Annotated in this window: 18 protein-coding genes, 2 tRNA genes and 1 pseudogene; 11 read left to right on the plus strand and 10 right to left on the minus strand. The window is 71.3% G+C overall.

The genetic code is table 11. The annotated features are described in order from the left end of the window. Positions 1 to 56: 56 nt before the first annotated feature. From ACIREI_RS14775 to ACIREI_RS14785, 3 genes are all read left to right on the plus strand, one after another. A tRNA-Met gene (locus ACIREI_RS14775) sits at positions 57 to 130 on the plus strand. 227 nt (positions 131 to 357) lie between these two features. Then, entirely contained in the window at positions 358 to 2277 is a 1920-nt protein-coding gene (locus ACIREI_RS14780) for a tetratricopeptide repeat protein (RefSeq protein ID WP_403332296.1), read from the plus strand. Positions 2278 to 2452: 175 nt separating this feature from the next. Further along, positions 2453 to 2526: transfer RNA gene (locus ACIREI_RS14785), tRNA-Met, on the plus strand. Between the two features lie 49 nt (positions 2527 to 2575). Here the strand turns inward: ACIREI_RS14785 and ACIREI_RS14790 are convergent. The 4 genes from ACIREI_RS14790 to ACIREI_RS14805 form a co-directional block, all read right to left on the minus strand. Continuing rightward, positions 2576 to 3724: an ABC transporter substrate-binding protein gene (locus ACIREI_RS14790; protein ID WP_403332299.1), complete on the minus strand. Its 1149-nt coding sequence runs from the start codon at positions 3722 to 3724 to the stop codon at positions 2576 to 2578. Next, positions 3721 to 4584, minus strand: a complete 864-nt coding sequence (locus tag ACIREI_RS14795; protein WP_403332302.1) for an ABC transporter permease — start codon at positions 4582 to 4584, stop codon at positions 3721 to 3723. Before ACIREI_RS14795 ends, ACIREI_RS14790 begins: the two co-directional genes overlap by 4 nt. Further along, a complete protein-coding gene (locus ACIREI_RS14800; protein WP_403332305.1) occupies positions 4581 to 5369 on the minus strand; it encodes an ABC transporter ATP-binding protein in 789 nt (262 codons plus the stop codon). The genes ACIREI_RS14795 and ACIREI_RS14800 overlap by 4 nt, the downstream gene beginning before the upstream one ends. A 187-nt stretch (positions 5370 to 5556) precedes the next feature. Further along, positions 5557 to 5973, minus strand: coding sequence for a Fur family transcriptional regulator (locus ACIREI_RS14805; RefSeq protein ID WP_403332307.1), 417 nt, complete (start codon positions 5971 to 5973; stop codon positions 5557 to 5559). Between the two features lie 152 nt (positions 5974 to 6125). On the opposite strand from ACIREI_RS14805, the pseudogene ACIREI_RS14810 reads away from it, so the two are divergent. Continuing rightward, a pseudogene (locus ACIREI_RS14810) lies at positions 6126 to 7541 on the plus strand (catalase). 88 nt (positions 7542 to 7629) lie between these two features. Here the strand turns inward: ACIREI_RS14810 and ACIREI_RS14815 are convergent. Then, positions 7630 to 8022, minus strand: a complete 393-nt coding sequence (locus ACIREI_RS14815) for a cyclic nucleotide-binding/CBS domain-containing protein (RefSeq protein ID WP_403332310.1) — start codon at positions 8020 to 8022, stop codon at positions 7630 to 7632. A gap of 153 nt (positions 8023 to 8175) precedes the next feature. After that, complete coding sequence (gene hisN, locus ACIREI_RS14820; RefSeq protein WP_403332313.1) at positions 8176 to 8976, minus strand: histidinol-phosphatase; 801 nt, start codon at positions 8974 to 8976, stop codon at positions 8176 to 8178. A gap of 792 nt (positions 8977 to 9768) precedes the next feature. Between hisN and ACIREI_RS14825 the strand changes: the two genes are divergently transcribed. Beyond that, positions 9769 to 10380: a TetR/AcrR family transcriptional regulator gene (locus tag ACIREI_RS14825; protein ID WP_403332316.1), complete on the plus strand. Its 612-nt coding sequence runs from the start codon at positions 9769 to 9771 to the stop codon at positions 10378 to 10380. 17 nt (positions 10381 to 10397) lie between these two features. Here ACIREI_RS14825 and ACIREI_RS14830 read toward each other — a convergent pair whose 3' ends face one another. The 4 genes from ACIREI_RS14830 to ACIREI_RS14845 all read right to left on the minus strand — a co-directional run bounded on the left by ACIREI_RS14830 (position 10398) and on the right by ACIREI_RS14845 (position 14127). Beyond that, positions 10398 to 10721, minus strand: coding sequence for a DMT family transporter (locus ACIREI_RS14830; protein WP_403332319.1), 324 nt, complete (start codon positions 10719 to 10721; stop codon positions 10398 to 10400). Between the two features lie 223 nt (positions 10722 to 10944). Beyond that, positions 10945 to 11961 carry a ribosome small subunit-dependent GTPase A gene (gene rsgA, locus ACIREI_RS14835; RefSeq protein ID WP_403332322.1) on the minus strand — a complete coding sequence of 339 codons (1017 nt, stop codon included), beginning with the start codon at positions 11959 to 11961 and terminating at the stop codon, positions 10945 to 10947. Positions 11962 to 11973: 12 nt separating this feature from the next. Continuing rightward, on the minus strand, positions 11974 to 13293 hold the full coding sequence (gene aroA, locus ACIREI_RS14840) for a 3-phosphoshikimate 1-carboxyvinyltransferase (protein WP_403332325.1): 1320 nt from the start codon (positions 13291 to 13293) through the stop codon (positions 11974 to 11976). Positions 13294 to 13404: 111 nt separating this feature from the next. Further along, positions 13405 to 14127 carry a M50 family metallopeptidase gene (locus tag ACIREI_RS14845; protein WP_403332328.1) on the minus strand — a complete coding sequence of 241 codons (723 nt, stop codon included), beginning with the start codon at positions 14125 to 14127 and terminating at the stop codon, positions 13405 to 13407. A gap of 50 nt (positions 14128 to 14177) precedes the next feature. Here ACIREI_RS14845 and ACIREI_RS14850 point away from each other — a divergent pair, with 50 nt between their 5' ends. The 6 genes from ACIREI_RS14850 (at position 14178) to ACIREI_RS14875 (ending at position 19601) form a co-directional block, all read left to right on the plus strand. Next, the gene (locus ACIREI_RS14850; protein ID WP_403332331.1) at positions 14178 to 14993 is read left to right on the plus strand and encodes an SOS response-associated peptidase; all 816 of its coding nucleotides are present in this window, start codon (positions 14178 to 14180) and stop codon (positions 14991 to 14993) included. A gap of 1 nt (position 14994) precedes the next feature. Further along, positions 14995 to 15660: an alpha/beta family hydrolase gene (locus tag ACIREI_RS14855; protein ID WP_403332334.1), complete on the plus strand. Its 666-nt coding sequence runs from the start codon at positions 14995 to 14997 to the stop codon at positions 15658 to 15660. 257 nt (positions 15661 to 15917) lie between these two features. Beyond that, positions 15918 to 16613 (plus strand): sigma-70 family RNA polymerase sigma factor, encoded by a 696-nt coding sequence (locus tag ACIREI_RS14860; protein ID WP_301997020.1) that lies wholly within the window; start codon positions 15918 to 15920, stop codon positions 16611 to 16613. Then, complete coding sequence (gene rsrA, locus ACIREI_RS14865; RefSeq protein ID WP_301997018.1) at positions 16610 to 16912, plus strand: mycothiol system anti-sigma-R factor; 303 nt, start codon at positions 16610 to 16612, stop codon at positions 16910 to 16912. Before ACIREI_RS14860 ends, rsrA begins: the two co-directional genes overlap by 4 nt. A gap of 131 nt (positions 16913 to 17043) precedes the next feature. Beyond that, complete coding sequence (locus ACIREI_RS14870) at positions 17044 to 18351, plus strand: HD-GYP domain-containing protein (protein WP_403332338.1); 1308 nt, start codon at positions 17044 to 17046, stop codon at positions 18349 to 18351. Next, positions 18348 to 19601: an HD-GYP domain-containing protein gene (locus tag ACIREI_RS14875; RefSeq protein WP_403332341.1), complete on the plus strand. Its 1254-nt coding sequence runs from the start codon at positions 18348 to 18350 to the stop codon at positions 19599 to 19601. Before ACIREI_RS14870 ends, ACIREI_RS14875 begins: the two co-directional genes overlap by 4 nt. The last annotated feature ends 42 nt before the right edge of the window (positions 19602 to 19643 follow it).

Below are 19643 nucleotides of genomic sequence, written 5' to 3' on the forward strand. Positions count from 1 at the left end.
GACGGCGGCTGATCGAATGGCCCACCCCGCGCCGTGATACGGTTGCAGAACAACGGCGCGGGGTGGAGCAGCTCGGTAGCTCGCTGGGCTCATAACCCAGAGGTCGCAGGTTCAAATCCTGTCCCCGCTACTGAAGTCGACGAACATTTCGTACGACAGCGAAGGCCCGGATCCTCCAAGGATCCGGGCCTTTGTGATGTGCGAACGCATGTGCAGGAGGCCGCGGCGGTCGCGCCGCCGTGGGCAGTTGGGAGAACTGTGTTTGACTTGTCTCTCTGTGGGCATGTCGACAAAACGCTGAAGTGACCTCACTGGCTGCGGTATACGAGGTGTACCCAGGTTGCAGGTGGTGCGACGATGGACGTTATGGGGGACAAGGCAACTCTGTTGGAGACAGGGCGGTTTGTGCAGCCTGCCGACTTTGTGCAGCCGACGGGCGATTTCGCGCAGCCGACGGACAGTGCCTCGCTGCCGCTGGGTGACCTTGCGCAGCCGGAGGGCGACTTCGCCTTCGACCGGGCGACCGACCGGGACGAGGCCGCGGAGGCAGCGGAGGAGGCCCGGCAGCGGCTTGCCGCCGAGGCCGGCGACGCCGAGGCGACGAGCGTGCTCGGCGCCATGCTGCTGCGCCGTGGCGATCTCGACGGAGCCGAGCCCTACCTGCGGGCCGCCACCGCCGCCGGGGACCGGGCCGCCGCCAACAACCTGGGAGTACTTCTCCACCAGCGCGGGTACGCCGACGAGGCTGCCGGATGGTGGCGGATCGCGGCCGTCGCGGGGTCGGCCGCGGCCGCGCACGCGCTGGGACGCCATCACCGCGAGCGGGGCGACGAGCCCGCTGCCGAGTACTGGCTGCGGCAGTCCGCCGAACAGGGACACGCGCTGGGCGCGTACGCGCTCGCCGATCTGCTGGAGCACCGCGGCGACGACGGGGCCGAGCAGTGGATGCGGGCCGCGGCCGAGCGGGGGCACCGGGAGGCGGCGTACCGGCTGGCGCGTGCGCTCGACCGGCAGGCGGGGCGTACGGGCGAGGAGGGGACCGACAACGGTGTCGCGGCGAGCGAGCCACTGCTCGTCGAGGCCGAGCAGTGGTACCGGCAGGCCGCCGCGCGCGGGCACCGGCGGGCCGCGCTGCACCTCGGGACGATTCTCGAGAAGCGCGGGGAGCTCAAGGAGGCCGGGCGCTGGTACCTGACCTCCGCCAAGGACGGGGAGGCGCGCGCCGCCTGTGCGCTCGGGTTCCTGCTGCGGGACGCCGGGGACACCGAGAGCGCCGCCGTGTGGTGGCTGCGGGCCGCGCAGGACGGCGACGGCAACGCGGCCAACGCGCTGGGCGCGCTGCACGCCGAGCGCGGCCAGCCGCAGACCGCCGAGCGGTGGTACCGGGCCGCGATGGACGCCGGTGACGTGAACGGTGCGTACAACCTCGGGCTGCTCTGCGCCGATCAGGGGCGTACCGCGCAGGCCGAGCAGTGGTACCGGCGGGCCGCGTACGCCGGGCACCGCGAGGCGGCGAACGCGCTGGCCATCCTGCTGCTGCAGGGCGGGGACACGACCGGTGCCGAGCCTTGGTTCTCCAAGGCCGCGGAGGCCGGGAGCGTGGACGCCGCGTTCAACCTGGGGATCCTGCACGCCGGGCGCGGCGAGGAGCGGGCCGCGCTGCGCTGGTACGAGCGTGCCGCGGCCGCCGGGCACACCGAGGCGGCGCTTCAGGTCGGCATCGCGCGGCTGCGGGACGGGGACGAGCTCGCGGCGGAGCGGCATCTGCGGTGCGCGGCCGGGGCCGGCAGCGCGGAGGCCGCGTACCGGCTGGCGACCGTGCTGGACGCTCGGCGGCCGCCGGAGCCCGAGCATGAGCTCGGCGAGTCGGTGCACGAGAAGACCGAGTGCGAGGAGTGGTACGAGCGGGCGGCTTCCCAGGGGCATCGGCGGGCGCAGGTGCGGGTGGGGATGCTCGCCGCCGCTCGGGGGGACGTGGTGGAGGCGGCTCGGTGGTACCGGGAGGCCGCCGAGGCCGGGTCACGGAACGGGGCGTTCAACCTGGGGCTGCTGCTCGCGCGGGAGGGGAGTGAGCCGGAGGCCGCGATGTGGTGGACTCGGGCGGCTGACGCCGGTCACGGGCGGTCGGCGTTGCGGCTGGCCCTGGTCTACGCGCGTCGGGGGGAGCTGGCGGAAGGGCAGCGGTGGGCTGACCGGGCGGTGCGTCTGGGGCCGGGGGAGGTCGCGGAGCGGGCTGCGCGGTTGCGGGATGCTCTGCGGGAGGAGCTTTCGGCGTGAGGGTGTGCTGGGCGGGTTTCGTGGGTGCCCGATGCTGCGCCGTCGGCGTCGCGGGGTTGAACGGGCCTCGTCCTCAAACGCCGGACGGGCTGGGTGATGCGACCGGTGGCAGAGAGTGACTGGTGACAAGCGATTTGCTCTGTCCGCATGGTTGACGTAATGTTGCATTCACCGACGCGGGGTGGAGCAGCTCGGTAGCTCGCTGGGCTCATAACCCAGAGGTCGCAGGTTCAAATCCTGTCCCCGCTACTGAAGGCCTAGGGCCGGGATCCCAACGGATCCCGGCCCTAGGTGTGTTTCAGGGACCGTGGCCCACCGCCTCCTCGTACAGCGTGCGGTTCACCGTCCGTGACTCCGGGAGCGGGCTTCCCTCCGACACCCCTTGGGACTCGTAGGCCGATTGCAGGCGCGTGGTCGTGCCGGAGCGGATCTCCCAGTCCATGCGCAGGGGTGGCGTGGATTTGAGGATGGACTCCTCCGACTTCAGGAGCTTGGCGAGGTATGTGACGAAGGTCGCATCCTGCTTGTAGTCGGCCGCGAAGTACGTGTTCACCGTGCGGATGTACGCCCTGAGCAGTGCCACGCCCGCGTCCACGTCGTCCTGCAGCAGCGCGCGGCCGTAGAGCATGCCACCCAGCGGTTCGCCCTGAGGCTGGCCGCCCAGGAAGGCGTACTCCTGCTTGCCGTCCACCTTGCGCCACACCGGATCCAGGAGCCATGCGGAGTCGACGCCGCCGTTCTGCAGGGCCGTGAGGACGTCGGCCGAGCCGAGTTGCTGGTACTGGATCTCGGCCAGGCCGCCGCCGTGCTGCTCCAGTGCCTTCTCCATGGGGTACGCGATGACCGAGCCCTTGCCGATCATCGTGCCCAGCTTGCGGCCCGCCATGGCGACGTGGCTCGCGCTCTCGCCCTCCTTCAGGCGCACCCACAGGCCGCTCTTCGAGTCGGGGGCGGGTGAGAAGTTGCCCGCGATCCACTTGATGTCGAAGCCGCCCTTGATGCCGTTCATGACCGCGGCCTCCGGGGCCGCCCACAGGGCGTCGATGTCCCCCTTGGCCAGCAGGGGCAGCGCGTCCGGGGTCGGGAGGACCTTCAGGTCGACGTCCAGGCCCTCCTTCTTGAACTCGCCTTTGTCGAGCGCCACTTGCAGGGGCGCCACGTACTCGGCGCTCAGCGTTCCCGTCGCGATCGTCAGCTCGCGGGGCTCGGACAGGGGCTGTGGGGCAGGGGCTCCGGGGCGGCAGCGAGCCGGAGTCCGGCTCGGGGAGAGGTTCTTCGGGTCCGTCCAGGCCTTCGTGCCGCAGCCCTCGACCGGGCGGACGGTGCGCTGTTCCCCGGCCGCCTTCGACGAGGGGTCCGACTCGTACGGCGATGAGCAGGCCGGCGACGCCAGCAGGGCCGCTCCCGCGGCGAGGGCGACGCCGTAGGTGTGCTTCCGCCTTCTCATGACTGGCCCCTTCCTCGGTCCCTCGGTGCCCAGGGCGTGAGCAGGCGGCCGACGAAGCGGATCAGTTCGGAGAAGATCACCCCGAGGACCGCGACACAGACGATGCCGACGAACATCACGTCGTTCTGGAACAGCGCGCGCGAGTCGAAGATCAGATGGCCCAGGCCGTTCGTCGCGGCGATCTGCTCCGACGCGACGATGACCAGGACCGCCACACCCGCCGCGATGCGCGCGCCCACCAGGACCGAGGGCAGAGAGGCGGGGAGCAGGACGTGACGGAACATCTGCCACCGGGAGGCGCCGAAGACCTGGCCCGCGTCACGGTGTCCGGAGGGGATGGACATGACCGCGGACATGGTGGAGATCCAGACGAAGAAGAACACCGTCGCCGCCACCAGCGCCACCTGCGGGCCCTCGCCCAGGCCGAACATGTTCAGGAAGACGGGCAGGAGGGCCAGTTTCGGTACGACGTACAGCGCGTCCAGGAGCGGTTCCAGGGCCGCTCGGACCAGGGAGAGGGATCCCATCAGGAGGCCCAGGGCGTAGCCCGCGGCCGTGCCCGCCGCGTATCCCGCCAGGACGCGCTTCAGGGTCGCCCACACGTCCGGCCACAGGTCGCCGGCGGCGGCCCGGTCCCAGCCGTCGGCGAGGATCGTGGACGGGGCCGGGTAGACGCGGGCGTCGATCCAGGCCTGGGAGGCGGCCAGTTGCCACAGGAGGATCAGGGAGAGGGGTACGGCCAGCGCCAGCGACAGCTCCAGTGCGCGCCTGCGGCGGTGGGTGCGGGCCGGGTGGAGTTCCTGCGGGCCCGGGCGGCGGACCAGGACCGACTCCGCGGGTGGCTTCGTGAGGGTCGTCATGCCGGTACCGCCTCCTTCCGCAGCAGGTCCCACAGCTCGCTCTTCAGCGCTGTGAACTCGGGTGCGGCGCGGATGTCGCCGGTGCGCGGGCGTGGGAAGGGCGGGCGGTGCTCGGCGAGGATCCGGCCCGGGCGGGCGGACATCATCAGCACGCGGTCGCCGAGGACGATGGCCTCCTCCAGGCTGTGGGTGATGAAGAGGGTGGTCGTCCTCAGCGTCTGGGTGATGTCCAGGAGCTCGTCCTGGAGGATCGTGCGGAGCTGGGCGTCGAGCGCCGCGAACGGCTCGTCCATCAGCAGGAGTTCGGGCCCCACGGCCAGAGCCCGGGCGATCGCCACGCGCTGGCGCATACCGCCGGAGAGTGCGGACGGGTAGGCGTCCGCGAAGTCCGACAGGCCCATGCGGGCCAGCCAGTCGTCGGCGCGGGCGTTCGCCTCACGGCGGGGGAGGCGTTGGATGTCCAGGCCGAAGCGGACGTTGGCGCGGACGGTCTTCCAGTCGTAGATGCCGTAGTCCTGGAAGATCATGGCCGCCGGACGCGCACTCGACGCACGGATCTCCAGCGTGCCCGTGCTCGGGCGCAGCAGGCCCGCGGCGATGCGCAGGAGCGTGGACTTGCCACAGCCGGAGGGGCCGACGACACAGACGAACTCGCCGGGCGCGACGGTCAGATCGAGGGGGCCGAGGGCGTCGACCGTGTGGGGGGTTCGGCCGAAGGCGCGGGTCAGGTCGGTGGCTTTGAGTTTCGGATCACTCGTTTCTCGGTCTTGATACGGCTCTCCCACGGGGGCTCCTCGCGGAGTGCGGTACGGACTGGTGGGTGCCGTCGACGATATGACGGACCGTCAGATACCGGAAGGTGGCCCGCAGGGGTCGTGTCCGAAGGGCGTGGGCGGGCGGCCGTATGCGGACGCGCACGCAGCGCGAAGCCCCGGCGCCTCATCGGTGCCGGGGCTTGAAGGAGTCGCGGGGCTACGCCTTCGCGCAGTTGGGGCAGATGCCGCGATACGTCACCTCGACGTCCGAGACGGTGAAGCCGAAGCGCTCCGAGTCGGGGAGGTCGGCCATCGGGTTGCCCGTCGGGTGGACGTCCCGGATCGAGCCGCACTGGGCGCAGACCAGGTGGTGGTGGGGCCGGTGGGCGTTCGGGTCGTACCGCTTCGCGCGCTTGTCGGTGGAGACCTCGAGCACCTCGCCGAGGGAGACCAGCTCGCCCAGCGTGTTGTAGACCGTGGCCCGGGAGATCTCGGGGAGCTTGGCGACAGCCCGCGCGTGCACCTCGTCGGCCGTCAGGTGGACGTGATCGCCGGCGAGGACCTCGGCCACGACGCGCCGCTGCGCGGTCATCCGCCATCCGCGTCCGCGCAGCCGTTCCAGAAGGTCACTCATGGAGAACACCTTAACAGCAGTAGGGCTAGGTTCCGAATGGATGTGACTTTGGATCTCCTTTCAATTTGGACAAAGTCCAGTACGGGATCGAGGCTGGTTCTGGCCAGGGGGCAGGATCGGTCGGCCGCCCGGAACACACGCAGGAGGCGCGCATGACCCAGGGACCGCTCACGACGTAGGCCGGTGCTCCGGTCGCCGACAACCAGAACAGCGAGACCGCGGGCATCGGCGGCCCGGTCCTGGTCCAGGACCAGCTCCTGCTGGAGAAGCTGGCCCACTTCAACCGCGAGCGCATCCCGGAGCGCGTGGTGCACGCCCGCGGCGCGGGTGCGTACGGCACCTTCACGGTGACCGCCGACGTCACGAAGTACACGCGCGCCGCCTTCCTCTCCGAGGTCGGTAAGCGGACGGAGACGTTCCTGCGCTTCTCGACGGTGGCCGGCAACCTCGGTGCGGCGGACGCCGTGCGCGACCCGCGCGGCTGGGCGCTGAAGTTCTACACCGAGGAGGGCAACTACGACCTCGTCGGCAACAACACCCCGGTGTTCTTCATCAAGGACGCCATCAAGTTCCCGGACTTCATCCACACGCAGAAGCGCGACCCGTACACGGGCAGCACCGAACCGGACAACGTCTGGGACTGCTGGTCCCTGTCGCCGGAATCCATCCACCAGGTGACCTGGCTGTTCGGCGACCGAGGCATCCCCGCCTCCTACCGCAACGAGGCCGGCGAGGTCTTCTGGGTCAAGTACCACTTCAAGACCGACCAGGGCATCAAGAACCTCACCCAGGAAGAGGCCAGCAGGCTCGCGGGCGAGGATCCCGACTCGCACCAGCGCGACCTGCGCCAGGCCATCGAGCGCGGGGAGTTCCCGAGCTGGACCGTGCAGGTGCAGATCATGCCGGCGGCGGACGCGGCGACGTACCGCTTCAACCCGTTCGACCTCACCAAGGTGTGGCCGCACGAGGACTACCCGCCGATCGAGATCGGCAGGCTGGAGCTCAACCGCAACCCGCGGAACGTCTTCGCCGAGGTCGAGCAGAGCATCTTCAGCCCCGCGCACTTTGTACCGGGCATCGGCCCGTCCCCCGACAAGATGCTCCAGGGCCGCCTCTTCGCGTACGGCGACGCCCACCGCTACCGCGTCGGCATCAACGCCGACCACCTGCCGGTGAACCGCCCGCACGCCACCGAGGCGCGCACCAACTCCCGTGACGGCTTCCTCTACGACGGCCGGCACGGCGGCGCGAAGAACTACGAGCCCAACAGCTTCGGCGGCCCCGCCCAGACCGGCCGCCCCCTCTGGCAGCCCTTCACCGCCTTCACGCCCGGCACGGGCAACCACGAGGCCCCCGTCCACGCGGAGGACGACGACTTCGTCCAGGCGGGCAACCTCTACCGCCTGATGTCGGAGGACGAGAAGGAGCGCCTGATCACCAACCTGGCGGGCGCCGTCGCACCGGTCTCGCGCGAGGACATCATCGAGCACGCGATCGACAACTTCCGTCACGCGGACGACGACTTCGGCAAGCGGCTGGAAGCCGCTGTCCAGGCTTTGCGCGGCTGACCACCAGCACTGGATCGCTTGCCGTGGCGGACGGGCCGGGTTCCTTCGGGGAGCCCGGCCCGTTTCGCGTGCCGCTTCCCCGGCCTTCCTAAGCCGGAACCTGCTGCCGTACGGGTGCCCAGCAGCGGATGATGTCGCGGACCGAGACGATGCCGACGGGCTCGTCGTGGTCCAGGACGATCAGATGGCGGAAGCCGCCGTGCGCCATGGCGCGGGCCGCCTCCTCCAGGGTCCATGACGGGGCGGCGAACACGACGTCGTTGGTGGTGTGGTCGTGGGTGCGTTCGCTGTCCGGGTTCTGTCCGAGGCCGACGGAGTTGAGGATGTCGCGTTCGGTGAGGATGCCGATGCCGCCGGCGTCGGGGTCGTGGACCACGGCCGCGCCGATCCGACGGGCGGACATCAGCGCGGCTGCCTGGCGAAGGGTGTGAGTGGGGCCGATGGTGAGGACCACGGTGCTCATGGCGTCACGTACGAGCATGGATGGAGCCACCTCCTGATGTGCCCCCCGCCGCCTGGTTCACGGCTTGTTCACGGTTTCACAAATTCACAAGTGGGGGGACTTTCAGGGTTGCAGGTAAAGCGCGGGTCAACAAGGGGGCGCGTGCGGCTGGTACGGGGCGTGACGGGGGCGTCAGTAGCGCTGGTTGAGATACCCGAGGAACTCGTCGTGCAGGAGGCCGTTCGAGGCGGCCGCGTTGCCGCTGTGCGGGCCCGGGCGACCGTCGAGGCCGGTGAAGGTGCCGCCCGACTCGGTGACGATGATCGCGTTGGCGGCCATGTCCCACAGGGAGAGCTCCGGCTCGGCGCAGAGGTCCACCGAGCCCTCGGCGACCATCATGTAGGGCCAGAAGTCGCCGTACGCGCGCGTGCGCCACACCTCGCGGGTCAGGTCGAGGAAGCCGCCCAGCCGGCCCTGGTCCTCCCACCCGCTGAGCGAGGAGTACGCGAACGAGGCGTCCGACAGCTTCGAGACGCGGGAGACCTGCAGTCGGGTGGCGGAGGAGAGGCTACGGCCGCTGAAGGCGCCGTGGCCCTTGGCGGCCCACCAGCGCCGGCCCAGGGCGGGGGCGGAAACGACGCCGACGACCGGCTGGTAGCCACCCTCGCCGGCCTCCATCAGGGAGATGAGGGTGGCCCAGACCGGGACGCCGCGTACGTAGTTCTTGGTGCCGTCGATCGGGTCGATCACCCAGCGGCGGGGGCCGGTCCCCTCGACGCCGTACTCCTCGCCGAGGATCGCGTCTCTCGGCCGGGCCCGCTGCAACTGTCCGCGGATGAGCTCCTCGGCGGCCTTGTCGGCCTCGCTCACCGGTGTCATGTCCGGCTTTGTCTCGACCTTGAGGTCGAGCGCCTTGAAGCGGTCCATGGTGGCGGCGTCGGCGGCGTCCGCGAGGACGTGGGCGAGGCGGAGATCGTCGAGGTAGTCCGGCATGGGACGAACCGTATCTGTCGTGGTCGGGGTGGGGCTACCGGGTGACTGCGTCGGCTGGGCCGAGTCACAGGCGCCGTCCCGTTTGCGGGTTGCCCGGCGTGGGGCTGGTCGGGGGTGGGTCGCGCGGCCCGGCGCTAACGGGGTGCCGCTGCGCCCACCCGTGCCGCCCCAGCGGCACGACTGCCCGCAGCTACGCGGCTGCGGCGGTGCGCGGGGTGCCTGCGGCTACGCGGCTGTGGCGGTGCGGGCATTGCCCGCAGCTGCGCGGCTGTGGCGGTGCGGGGGGTGCCTGCGGCTGCGCGGCTGTGGCGGTGCGGGGGGTGCCTGCGGCTACGCGGCTGTGGCGGTGCGGGCATTGCCCGCAGCTGCGCGGCTGTGGCGGTGCGGGGAGTGCCTGGGGCTGTGCGGGTTGTGGCGGTGCGGGGATTGCCTGCGGCGGCGCGGGCTGCTGTGGCCGGCCGGGTATGGCGCGTAGCCCCGCGGGCCCGCGGTCGCGTACGGCGGGAAGGGGACGGGTCGGGGGGTGTCCGCCCGCAGAGTCCGGTGTCAAGGGACGGCACCTCTCGCGCAAGGTCCAGCACCGGACCGAGGACGGACACCCCCCGGCACGGCCCCGACCCACCACACACCCCAAGGCGCTACGCGCACCCCCACCCCACAGCAACAGGCCGCCGCAGGCACCCCCCGCCCAACCGCCGGAGGCAACGCGCGCCCCCGCGTGCCCCCGCGACCCCTTGACAGTGCCCCTGCGCGCGTCAAATCTGGGCGCAGAGCCGCTCGCCCAGGGAGGCGATGATGCCTGCAGCGCGGGAATCCCTGCTGGACGCCGCTTACACGGCGTTGGCCCGCCGGCCGTGGTCCGCCGTACGGATGGTGGACGTGGCCGCGGCGGCCGGAGTGTCCCGGCAGACGCTGTACAACGAGTTCGGCAGCAAGGAAGGCCTCGCCCGCGCGCTCGTGCGCAGGGAGGCCGACGCGTACCTCGCCGGCGTCGACCGCGCCCTCGCCACGCAGAGCGACGCCCGCGAGCGCCTCACCGCCACCGCGGAGTGGACCGCCGCACTCGCCCGCGACAACGCCCTGGTCCGCGCCATGCTCACCGGCTGCTGGAGCGAGCGCCTGCCCTCGCCGACCCTCTCCGCCGTCCCGTCCTCCTCCGCCGTACCGGCACAGCGGCGGGCCGACGGGCCGCTCCCGTCACCCGGCGACTTCGTGGCCCTCGTCCGCGACCGGGCCGTATCGGTCCTGTCCGGCCCCGGCGGCAACAAGTCCGACACCCCCGACCTCGCCCGCTCCTGCGAACTCGTCGTCAGGCTGGCCCTGTCCTGCGTCGCCGCCCCACCCGGCGAAGGCGGCGTGGCCGACCTCGTACGCGGCGCGCTGTACCGGCAGTTGACCGGCTGACCTCCGGACGAACCGCCTCAGTGCGCCGAGCCGGACAACTGCAACCCGATGACCCCCACGATCACCAGACTGATCGACACGATCTTCAACGTCGACACGATGTCCCCGAGGAAGATCATCCCGTAGATCGCCGTACCCGCCGCCCCGATCCCCGTCCACACCGCATACGCCGGCCCCACGTCCAGCTTCTTCAGCGACAGCGTCAGCAGTCCGAAACTGCCGAGGGCGAAGATGCAGAAGGCGACGGTCGGCCAGAGCCGGGTGAAGCCGTGCGACAGCTTCAGGCAGACGGCGAAGCCGGTTTCGAGCAGGCCCGCCACGATGACCAGCAGCCACGCCATGTGCTGTCCTCCCGTATCCCCACGTTCAGTGACCGCTTCGTCGGCTTCGTCAGGCTTTGGTCAGGCTTGGTTCCAGCTCGGTGCGATTATGCCCTTACCAGCCCTACAGGGAGGCAAACAACGCGGAGGTCAGCAGCCTTCCGCGGCGGCCTTCCACAGCGCCCCTTCCACAACGGCCTTCCACAGCGGCCTTCCGTGACGCCCCTTCCACAGCGGCCCTCCCTCAGTCGCCCTCCGTGGGCTCCCGAGTGGCCAGCAGCCGCCGCAGCGAGTACAGCCGCGCCTGATCGGCGTGCCCCTGCACCACCCAGTCGTCCAGCGCGCAGTCCGGTTCGTCATGACTGCACGCACGCGGACAGCCTTCGGTTCCCGGTTCCAGGTCGGGGAACGCGTGGATCACCCGGGACGGGTCGACATGAGCCAGACCGAAGGAGCGGACCCCGGGGGTGTCGATCACCCAGCCGTCCGCCACGGGCCCCGCCAGCGGCAGCGCCAGCGCCGACGTCGTCGTGTGCCGCCCCCGACCCGTCACCGCGTTGACATGACCGGTCGAACGCCGCCGTTCCTCCGGCACCAGCGCGTTCACCAGCGTCGTCTTGCCCACACCGGAGTGACCGACGAACGCCGTCACCCTGCCGTCGAGTTGCTCCCGCACCCGGTCCGCCGCGCTGCCGTTCTCCAGCTCCTCACGGCTGGTGACCACATACGGGATGTCCAACGCCCCGTAGAGCTCCAGCAGTTTGTCCGGCGGTGCCAGGTCCGACTTCGTCATCACCAGCAGCGGTTCCAGACCCCCGTCGAACGCCGCCACCAGACAGCGGTCGATCAGCCGAGGCCGCGGCTCGGGGTCGGCGAGGGCGGTGACGATGGCGAGCTGGTCGGCGTTGGCCACCACGACGCGCTCGTAGGGGTCGTCGTCATCGGCCGTCCGCCGGAGCACCGACGTCCGCTCCGCGATCCGCACGATCCGCGCGAGGGTGTCCTTCTTTCCGGACAGATCGCCGACCAGGGCGACCCGGTCACCGACCACCGCCGCCTTGCGGCCGAGTTCGCGGGCTTTCATCGCCATCACGACCCGGTCCTCGACGAGGCAGGTCAGACGGCCCCGGTCGACGGTGAGGACCATGCCCTCGGCGGCGTCCTCGTGCTTGGGCCGGATGCTCGTACGGGGTCGGGTGTTCCGACGGCCCGGGCGGCTGCGGATGTCGTCCTCGTCGGTGTGCTTGCCGTAGCGGCGCATGGCGTTAAGTCCCTACGCCCCGAGCATCCCGGTCCACAGCTCGGGGAAGTCCGGCAGGGTCTTCGCCGTCGTCGCCACGTTCTCGATCCGTACGCCCTCGACGGCGAGGCCGATGATCGCGCCGGCCGTCGCCATGCGGTGGTCCTCGTAGGTGTGGAAGACGCCGCCGTGCAGCCGGCGCGGGCGGATGTGCAGGCCGTCGGCGGTCTCCGTCACGTCACCGCCGAGTTCGTTGATCTCCTTGGTGAGCGCGGCCAGGCGGTCCGTCTCGTGCAGACGCAGGTGGGCGACCCCGCGCAGAGTCGAGGGGGAGTCGGCCAGGGCGGCGACCGCCGCGATGCCCGGGGTGAGTTCGCCGACCTCGCTCAGGTCCACGTCGATGCCGTGGATCGCGCCCGAGCCGGTGAACACGAGCCCGTACTCGGTGAGTTCGCAGGACCCGCCCATCTCGGTGAAGATCTCCCGCAGCCGGTCACCGGGCTGGGTGGTACGGGCGGGCCAGTCCGGGATGAGCACCTTGCCGCCGGTCACCAGCGCCGCGGCCAGGAACGGCTGGGCGTTGGACAGGTCCGGCTCGATGGTCAGGTCACGGCCGAGCAGGGCGCCCGGCGTGACCCGCCAGACGTTCGGCTCGCCGCCCGACTCCGGGGTGTCCACCTGGGCGCCGACGGCGCGCAGCATGTCGACGGTCATGCGGATGTGCGGCATCGAGGGCAGCGTGGAGCCGATGTGGCGGACCTCGACGCCCTGGTTGAAGCGCGGTCCGGACAGCAGCAGGGCCGACACGAACTGGGACGACGACGAGGCGTCGATCTCCACCGGGCCGCCCTCCAGGGCACCCCCGCCATGGACGGTCAGCGGCAGTGCGCCCCGGCCGTCGTCGTCGATGCGGGCGCCGAGGACGCGCAGGGCGTCGATCACGCCGTGCAGGGGACGCTCGTACGACCTGGGGTCGCCGTCGAAGCGGACGGGGCCGTCGGCGAGCGCGGCCACCGGCGGCAGGAAGCGCATCACCGTGCCGGCGTTGCCGACGTCGACCGTGACCGGGCCGCGCAGACCCGCGGGGAGCACACGCCACGCCTCGCCGGTGCCCTCGGGGCCCACGCCCTCCTCGATGCCGACGCCCATCGCGCGCAGCGCGCCGGCCATCAGCAGGGTGTCGCGGGAGCGGAGGGGGCGGCGCAGCCAACCCGGTTCCGAGGCGAGGGCCGCCAGGACGAGGGCGCGGTTGGTGACCGACTTGGACCCGGGCACGTGGACCGTCGCGTCGACGGCTCCGCTCGCGTGCGGGGCGGGCCAGAGGGCGGTGGGTGCGGCGGGGTTGTGGGCCATGGGTTCACTTTATAAGGAGGCCGCGGTTCGGGTGCGGCGCCGTCGTGGCTGGTCGCGCCCACGCGGCCGGGCAGCACATCTGCACAGCCCCGCGCCCCTTGAGGTCGGCTGTCACACCGCCAGTAGCCAGCGGCCTCCACCTATCAAGGAGCACAGCGAGACGGCATGGAACAGGAACAGCCACAGGCCCGCCGGTACGTGCGTCAGCCGCGACAGCTGATCCGCGTCCGAGTCCCCCGCCCCACCCCGCGCCCTCTTCGCCTGCAGCTCGAACGCCGGTCGCACGCCCCCCACCAGCAGGAACCACACCACCACATACGCGAACGCCGCCTGCACCTGCGGCCCCGTCAACCAGCTCACCAGCACGAACGTGCCGCCGGTCACGAACACCGTCAGTGCCCCGTACGCGTTGCGGATCATCACCAGCATCGCCACCAGCAGGGCCGTCGCCAGCCACAGCAACAGCGTGATCCGGCCGGAGGCCAGCAGCGCCGCGCCGCCGAGGCCGAGCAGCGGTGGAGCCGTGTAGCCCGAGGCCGCCGTGAGGATCATGCCGAGGCCGTGGGGCTTGCCGCGGCTGACGGTGAGGCCGCTGGTGTCGGAGTGCAGGCGTATGCCGGTCAGGGTCCGGCCGGTCAGCAGCGCGACCAGACCGTGGCCGCCCTCGTGGGCGATGGTGATGGCGTTGCGCGAGACGCGCCACAGCACGTGCGGGACGACGACGGCGAGCGCGGCGACCAGGGTGGCGATGACCACCCACAGATCAGGGTCGGGCTGAGTACCGGAGACCTCGCTCCAGAGGGAGGCGAGCGAGGCGGATGCGGTGCTGTCCATGTAAGGAGTTGGCTCCCTGTGGTCGGATGGAATCTGGCAGTGTGGCACGTATGTGCGGACGGTATGCAGCGAGTCGTGGAGCCGAGGATCTCGCAGGAATCTTTGAGATCGAGAAGTGGGAGCCCGAGGAGACCCTGGAGCCGGACTACAACGTGGCACCCACCAAAGAGGTCCACGTCGTCCTCGACCGTCCTTTGAAAGACGTGCCGGACCCCCGGCCGGTTCGGCAGCTGCGCAAGCTCAAGTGGGGACTGGTTCCCAGCTGGTCCAAGACCCCCGAGACCGCCTTCAAGATGATCAACGCGCGCGCGGAGACGGTCCACGAGAAGCCGTCCTACCGCCGGGCCTTCAGTTCCCGGCGCTGCATCATCCCCGCCGACGGCTACTACGAGTGGGTCACCGGCAAGCAGGAGCTGGACCTGGAACAGGAGGGCCGGCGCAAACGGCCGCGCAAGCAGCCGTACTTCGTGCTGCCCGCCGACGGCTCGGTGTTCGCGATGGCGGGGCTGTACGAGTTCTGGCGGGACCGGACGCTGCCGGACGAGCATCCGCAGGCCTGGTGGGTGACCTGCTCGGTCATCACCACGGAGGCCGAGACGACGCCGCTGGCGGTGACGCCGCCCGAGGGCCCGGCCTCGCTGGCCGACATCCACCCCCGCATGCCGCTGATGCTGACGCCGGACCGCTGGGACGCCTGGCTCGACCCGTCCCGCACCGATCCCGAGGAGCTGCGGACGCTGCTCGATCCGCCGCCCGCCGGACTGATGCGCGCCTACCCCGTCTCCACGCTGGTCAGCAACGTCCGCAACAACGGCCCGGAGCTGCTGAAGGAGCTGGACGGCCCCGAAGAGGGCACACTCTTCTGACGTGACGAACGAGCCCGACGTGACGAACGAGTCCGCCCCGACGACCGAGATCATCGGCACGGAGGCGGGCGACGCCCGCATCACCTGGCACCCGGCGAAGCAGGCGCGGCTGGTCCTGGCCGTGAGCCATGGCGCCGGGGGCGGCATCGAGGCGCGGGACCTGAGGGCGCTCGCCCAGGTCCTCCCGACCCACGGGGTGACCGTCGCCCTCGTGGAGCAGCCCTGGAGAGTGGCCGGCAAGAAGGTGGCGCCCGCCCCGAAGACCCTCGACGTCGGCTGGCGGGGGCTGTGGCCCGCCCTCGCCGCGCCCGGGCTGCCGGTGATCTCCGGCGGACGCAGTGCCGGTGCCCGGGTGGCCTGCCGCACGGCGGCCGCACTCGGAGCACACGCCGTCCTCGCCCTCGGCTTCCCCCTCCACCCGCCGGGCAAGCCCGAGAAGTCCCGCGCCGACGAACTGCTCGGAGCCGGGGTGCCCACCCTCGTCGTACAGGGCGGGAACGATCCGTTCGGGAAGCCGGAGGAGTTCCCGGACGGGGACTTCGAGCTGATCGAGGTGCCGTACGGCGATCACGGGTTCGCCGTGCCCAAGCGGGCTCCCCTCGATCAGGACGAGGCCGTGGCGGTCATCACGGACGCGGTGGTCAAGTGGGTCGGGTCACTCGGGTAAAGGTTGGGGAATGTCGGGGGCCCGGCCTCTGTTGTGGCGGACAGCGGTGCTGAACGAGCAGCGCAGACGTCGTAGGAGAGGAAGTCCGCCGCATGGGTTCGACCTTCTGCCCGAGCCGTGGCAGCCGTGCTGACCTGGACTGGACAGTGCTGCACGCGGCCAGGACCGCTCCTATTCGAGGGGCGGCAGGTACGGCAGGTCGTCTATCCTCCGATTCAGGCGGGACCGGATTCGGTCCTGCCCGGAATCTTGAGGAGGTGGGTCCGGTTCCCGGTACCGACGCAGGGACCGACAACGGCCAGGCGGAGCAGCCCGAGGGCCTGGGCACGAGCGTGGGCACGTCCACGGAGACGACCGCCGAGCGCAGCGCGCGCTTCGAGCGGGACGCGCTTGAATTCCTCGACCAGATGTACTCGGCCGCGCTGCGCATGACGCGCAACCCGGCCGACGCCGAGGACCTGGTGCAGGAGACGTACGCCAAGGCGTACGCGTCCTTCCACCAGTTCCGCGAGGGCACCAACCTGAAGGCGTGGCTGTACCGGATCCTCACCAACACCTTCATCAACTCCTACCGCAAGAAGCAGCGTGAGCCGCAGCGTTCGGCGGCGGAGGAGATCGAGGACTGGCAGCTCGCCCGCGCCGAGTCGCACATGTCGACGGGCTTGCGCTCCGCGGAGTCGCAGGCGCTCGACCACCTGCCGGACTCGGACGTGAAGGAAGCGCTTCAGGCGATCCCCGAGGAATTCCGCATCGCCGTGTACCTCGCCGACGTCGAGGGCTTTGCGTACAAGGAGATCGCGGACATCATGGGGACACCCATCGGTACGGTGATGTCCCGGCTGCACCGGGGCCGCCGTCAACTGCGCGGCATGCTCGAGGACTACGCGCGTGAGCGCGGGCTGGTCCCGGCGGGCGCCGGAGAGTCGAACGAAGTGAAAGGTTCGGGCTCATGAGCTGCGGAGAGCCGCACGAGACGGACTGCAGTGAGGTACTCGATCATCTCTACGAGTTCCTCGACAGTGAGATGCCGGACGTCGACCGCGACAAGTTCAAGCAGCACTTCAAGGAGTGCTCGCCGTGCCTGGAGAAGTACGGCCTGGAAGAGGCCGTGAAGAAGCTGGTCAAGCGCTGCTGCGGCCATGACGACGTGCCGACCGACCTGCGCGCCAAGGTCCTGGGGCGGCTCGACCTGATCCGCTCCGGGCAGGCGGTGCCCGACCACGACGTGACCGCGACACCGCAGGAGTCCTGAACTCCCGTCCCGGGAACGGGCTGTCGTCACTCGAACGTGCTAATCGGCGCGTGACAAGCCCGCAGCCGCCCCTCTCACCGACCTAGGCTCCGCGTTGAGCTGAGCAGGTCATGGTTGGGGAGGCGTCCAAGATGGAGGCGATACCGGCACGGGCGCGGGTCTACGTCGCCTGTGTGGCGCTGTGCGCCCTCGCCTGCCTCGTGCCGTTGCTCGTGGCACACACGCCCTGGTGGGCGGTCGCCCTGCTCGCCGCGCTGTATGCCGCCGGCGAGCGGATCGCCGCCCGATGGCGGTTCGCGGGCACCTTCTATCCCGTGCTGCTCGCAGGGGCCTTTCTGCTGCCGCCACCCGCCGCCGCGCTGGTCGCGGTGCCGGGGGCCCTGCTGTCGCCGGCCGGGCAACGGCCGCTGTGGACCCGCCGGATCTGGCGGGCCGCCCAGCTCGCCGTCGCCGTCTGGGCGGCGGCCCGGGTGCACGGGGCACTGGACGGGCAGGATGCCGTCGCGACGGGCCAATTCCCCTGTGTGCTGCTGTCGGCCGGGGGCGCGGTACTGACGTTCTGTCTGGTGCTGACCGCGCTGGACGCCGGGATTCTCACGGTGGCCGAGCCCGTGCGGGTGCCGCGCGCCTGGCGGGGGCTGTTCCTGCGCTCGCTCGCGCCCATCGCCGTACACGGTCTGGCCGGGCTGATGATGGCCGTGCTGTGGCGCAGTCCGTACGGCTCCGTCGCCGCGCTGCTCGTGCTGCTGCCGATGTGTGTGTCGGGGTGGGTGTTCGCCCAGTACCACCGGGAACGCGCGGCTCATCAGGCGACCATCCGGGCGCTGGTCCAGGCCGTCGACATCAAGGACGGCTACACCCGCGGCCACAGCGAGCGGGTCGGACAGGCCTCGATGATGATCGCGCGTGAGCTGGGCCTGGCCGACGAGCGCGTCGAGGTGCTGCGGTTCGCCGGGATCCTGCACGACGTGGGGAAGCTCGGCGTGCCCACGCGGCTGCTGCGCAAGAACGGGCCGCTCACGCCTGATGAGCGGCGGGTGATCGAGCTGCACCCCGAGTACGGGCACGAGATGGTCCGGGGTATCTCCTTCCTCGGCGAGGCCCGGGCCGCCGTACTCCATCACCATGAGCGGCTGGACGGGAGCGGGTACCCCTACGGGCTGAGGGGGAGCCAGATCCCGGAGTCGGCGCGGGTGGTGGCGGTCGCGGACGCGTTCGACGCGATGACGTCGACCCGGTCGTATTCGCGGGCCCGGCCCGTGTCCGTCGCCCTGGGGGAGCTGGCGAAGTGCGCCGGCTCGCAGTTCGACCCCCGGATGGTCACGGCCCTCGCCAAAGCCGTGGACCAGTACGGATGGCATCCTGCAGTGACCGCCGACGAAGCCTGTACGCCCCCTGCGCGCCCCCCGGTCGCCGGTGTTCCGGGAGCGCACCGGTGAGCGCCCCCTGTACCCCCGGGAAACCGCCCCACCTCCTCACCCTCGTCCACACCTCCGCGGCCCTCCTCGCCGGAGCCTCCCTCCTCGGCACCCTCGGCGACGGGCTGGAGGAACGAGGTATCGCCCTCGCCTTCGGCGTCCTCGTCACCGTCGGCGAGCTCACCCGGTGGACCGGCGCGGAGGGCCGGGAGGCCGCCCCGCTCGGCGCCGCCGGGGCGCTGTCGTACGCCCTGCTGGGGGAGGCCGGCGGTCACCCCACCCATCACGGGGTCCTCCAGGTCGGTGCCGTGGTCCTCGCCGCCTCGCTCCTCGGCAGCGTGCCGCACATCGCGCGCGGGCGCCCCGTGCTCGACCACCTCGCCCGGCGCGTGCTCACCGTCGGCTTCGCCGCCGTGTGCTTCCAACCCCTGTACAACCAGGGCACGTTCCAGGGCTGGGGCCCCGGCTACGCCCTGCTCCTGCTGGCGATCCTGGTCCTGACCGCCCTGTGCGACGCCGTGCTGGCCGCCGCGCTGGCGCATTCCCGCACCCGGTGGCCGTTCGGGCCGCTGCTGCGTGACGAGCTGCGGGCGACGCTCGGGATCGGGTCGGCCGTCTGCGCGACGGGCGCGGTGATGGCGCTCGCGGTCGCCGTGGTCGGGCTGTGGGCGCTGCCCGTCTTCTCGCTGCCCCTCCTGCTCACCCAGATGTCACTGCGCCGCTACGCCGCCGTGCGGACCACCTACCGGCAGACCATCGCCTCCCTCGCCCGGGCCACCGAGATCGCCGGGTACACGCCGGCCGGACACGCCCGGCGGGTGGCCGCGCTCAGCCGGGAGGTCGGGCGGGACCTGGGCCTGTCCGAGGCGGAGCTCACCGTGCTGGAGTACGCGGCGCTGATGCATGACATCGGCCAGCTGAGCCTGGTCGACCCGGTGCCGGCCGGGGCCACCGCCGGGCTGCCCGTCGAGGAACAGCGGCGGATCGCGCTGCTCGGCGGGGCCGTCGTACGGCAGACCGGGGTGCCCGCGCAGGTGGCGACGGTCGTGGAAAGGCTCGCCGACCCCTGCCCGGAGCAGCCGGTCGCCGCGCGGATCGTGCGGGCCGTGAACGCCTACGAGGAGAAGGCGCGGGACGCCGGCCCCGATGGGCCGCTGAAGGCGCTGGAGGAGCTGCGGCTGGGCACCGCCGGGGACTATGCGCCGGAGGTGGTGGGCTCGCTCGCGCGGGTGCTGGCCAGAGACTGTCTGACATGGCCTGTGGCTGGGTAACCCATGGGTAATGAGCGCCCTTCCAGCCGTACGTGGTTGGAT

Origin of the sequence: Streptomyces sp. NPDC093591, assembly GCF_044764885.1 — a bacterium.
Lineage (GTDB): Bacteria > Actinomycetota > Actinomycetes > Streptomycetales > Streptomycetaceae > Streptomyces.

Bases quoted from the DNA above. Each gene is read 5' to 3' on its own strand.
- ACIREI_RS14805 (WP_403332307.1), bottom strand. From the start codon at position 5,973: ATGAGTGACCTTCTGGAACGGCTGCGCGGACGCGGATGGCGGATGACC.
- ACIREI_RS14780 (WP_403332296.1), top strand. From the start codon at position 358: ATGGACGTTATGGGGGACAAGGCAACTCTGTTGGAGACAGGGCGGTTT.
- rsgA (WP_403332322.1), bottom strand. From the start codon at position 11,961: ATGCGCCGCTACGGCAAGCACACCGACGAGGACGACATCCGCAGCCGC.
- ACIREI_RS14830 (WP_403332319.1), bottom strand. From the start codon at position 10,721: ATGGCGTGGCTGCTGGTCATCGTGGCGGGCCTGCTCGAAACCGGCTTC.
- rsrA (WP_301997018.1), top strand. From the start codon at position 16,610: ATGAGCTGCGGAGAGCCGCACGAGACGGACTGCAGTGAGGTACTCGAT.
- ACIREI_RS14790 (WP_403332299.1), bottom strand. From the start codon at position 3,724: ATGAGAAGGCGGAAGCACACCTACGGCGTCGCCCTCGCCGCGGGAGCG.
- ACIREI_RS14850 (WP_403332331.1), top strand. From the start codon at position 14,178: ATGTGCGGACGGTATGCAGCGAGTCGTGGAGCCGAGGATCTCGCAGGA.
- aroA (WP_403332325.1), bottom strand. From the start codon at position 13,293: ATGGCCCACAACCCCGCCGCACCCACCGCCCTCTGGCCCGCCCCGCAC.
- hisN (WP_403332313.1), bottom strand. From the start codon at position 8,976: ATGCCGGACTACCTCGACGATCTCCGCCTCGCCCACGTCCTCGCGGAC.
- ACIREI_RS14795 (WP_403332302.1), bottom strand. From the start codon at position 4,584: ATGACGACCCTCACGAAGCCACCCGCGGAGTCGGTCCTGGTCCGCCGC.
- ACIREI_RS14870 (WP_403332338.1), top strand. From the start codon at position 17,044: ATGGAGGCGATACCGGCACGGGCGCGGGTCTACGTCGCCTGTGTGGCG.
- ACIREI_RS14845 (WP_403332328.1), bottom strand. From the start codon at position 14,127: ATGGACAGCACCGCATCCGCCTCGCTCGCCTCCCTCTGGAGCGAGGTC.
- ACIREI_RS14825 (WP_403332316.1), top strand. From the start codon at position 9,769: ATGATGCCTGCAGCGCGGGAATCCCTGCTGGACGCCGCTTACACGGCG.
- ACIREI_RS14815 (WP_403332310.1), bottom strand. From the start codon at position 8,022: ATGCTCGTACGTGACGCCATGAGCACCGTGGTCCTCACCATCGGCCCC.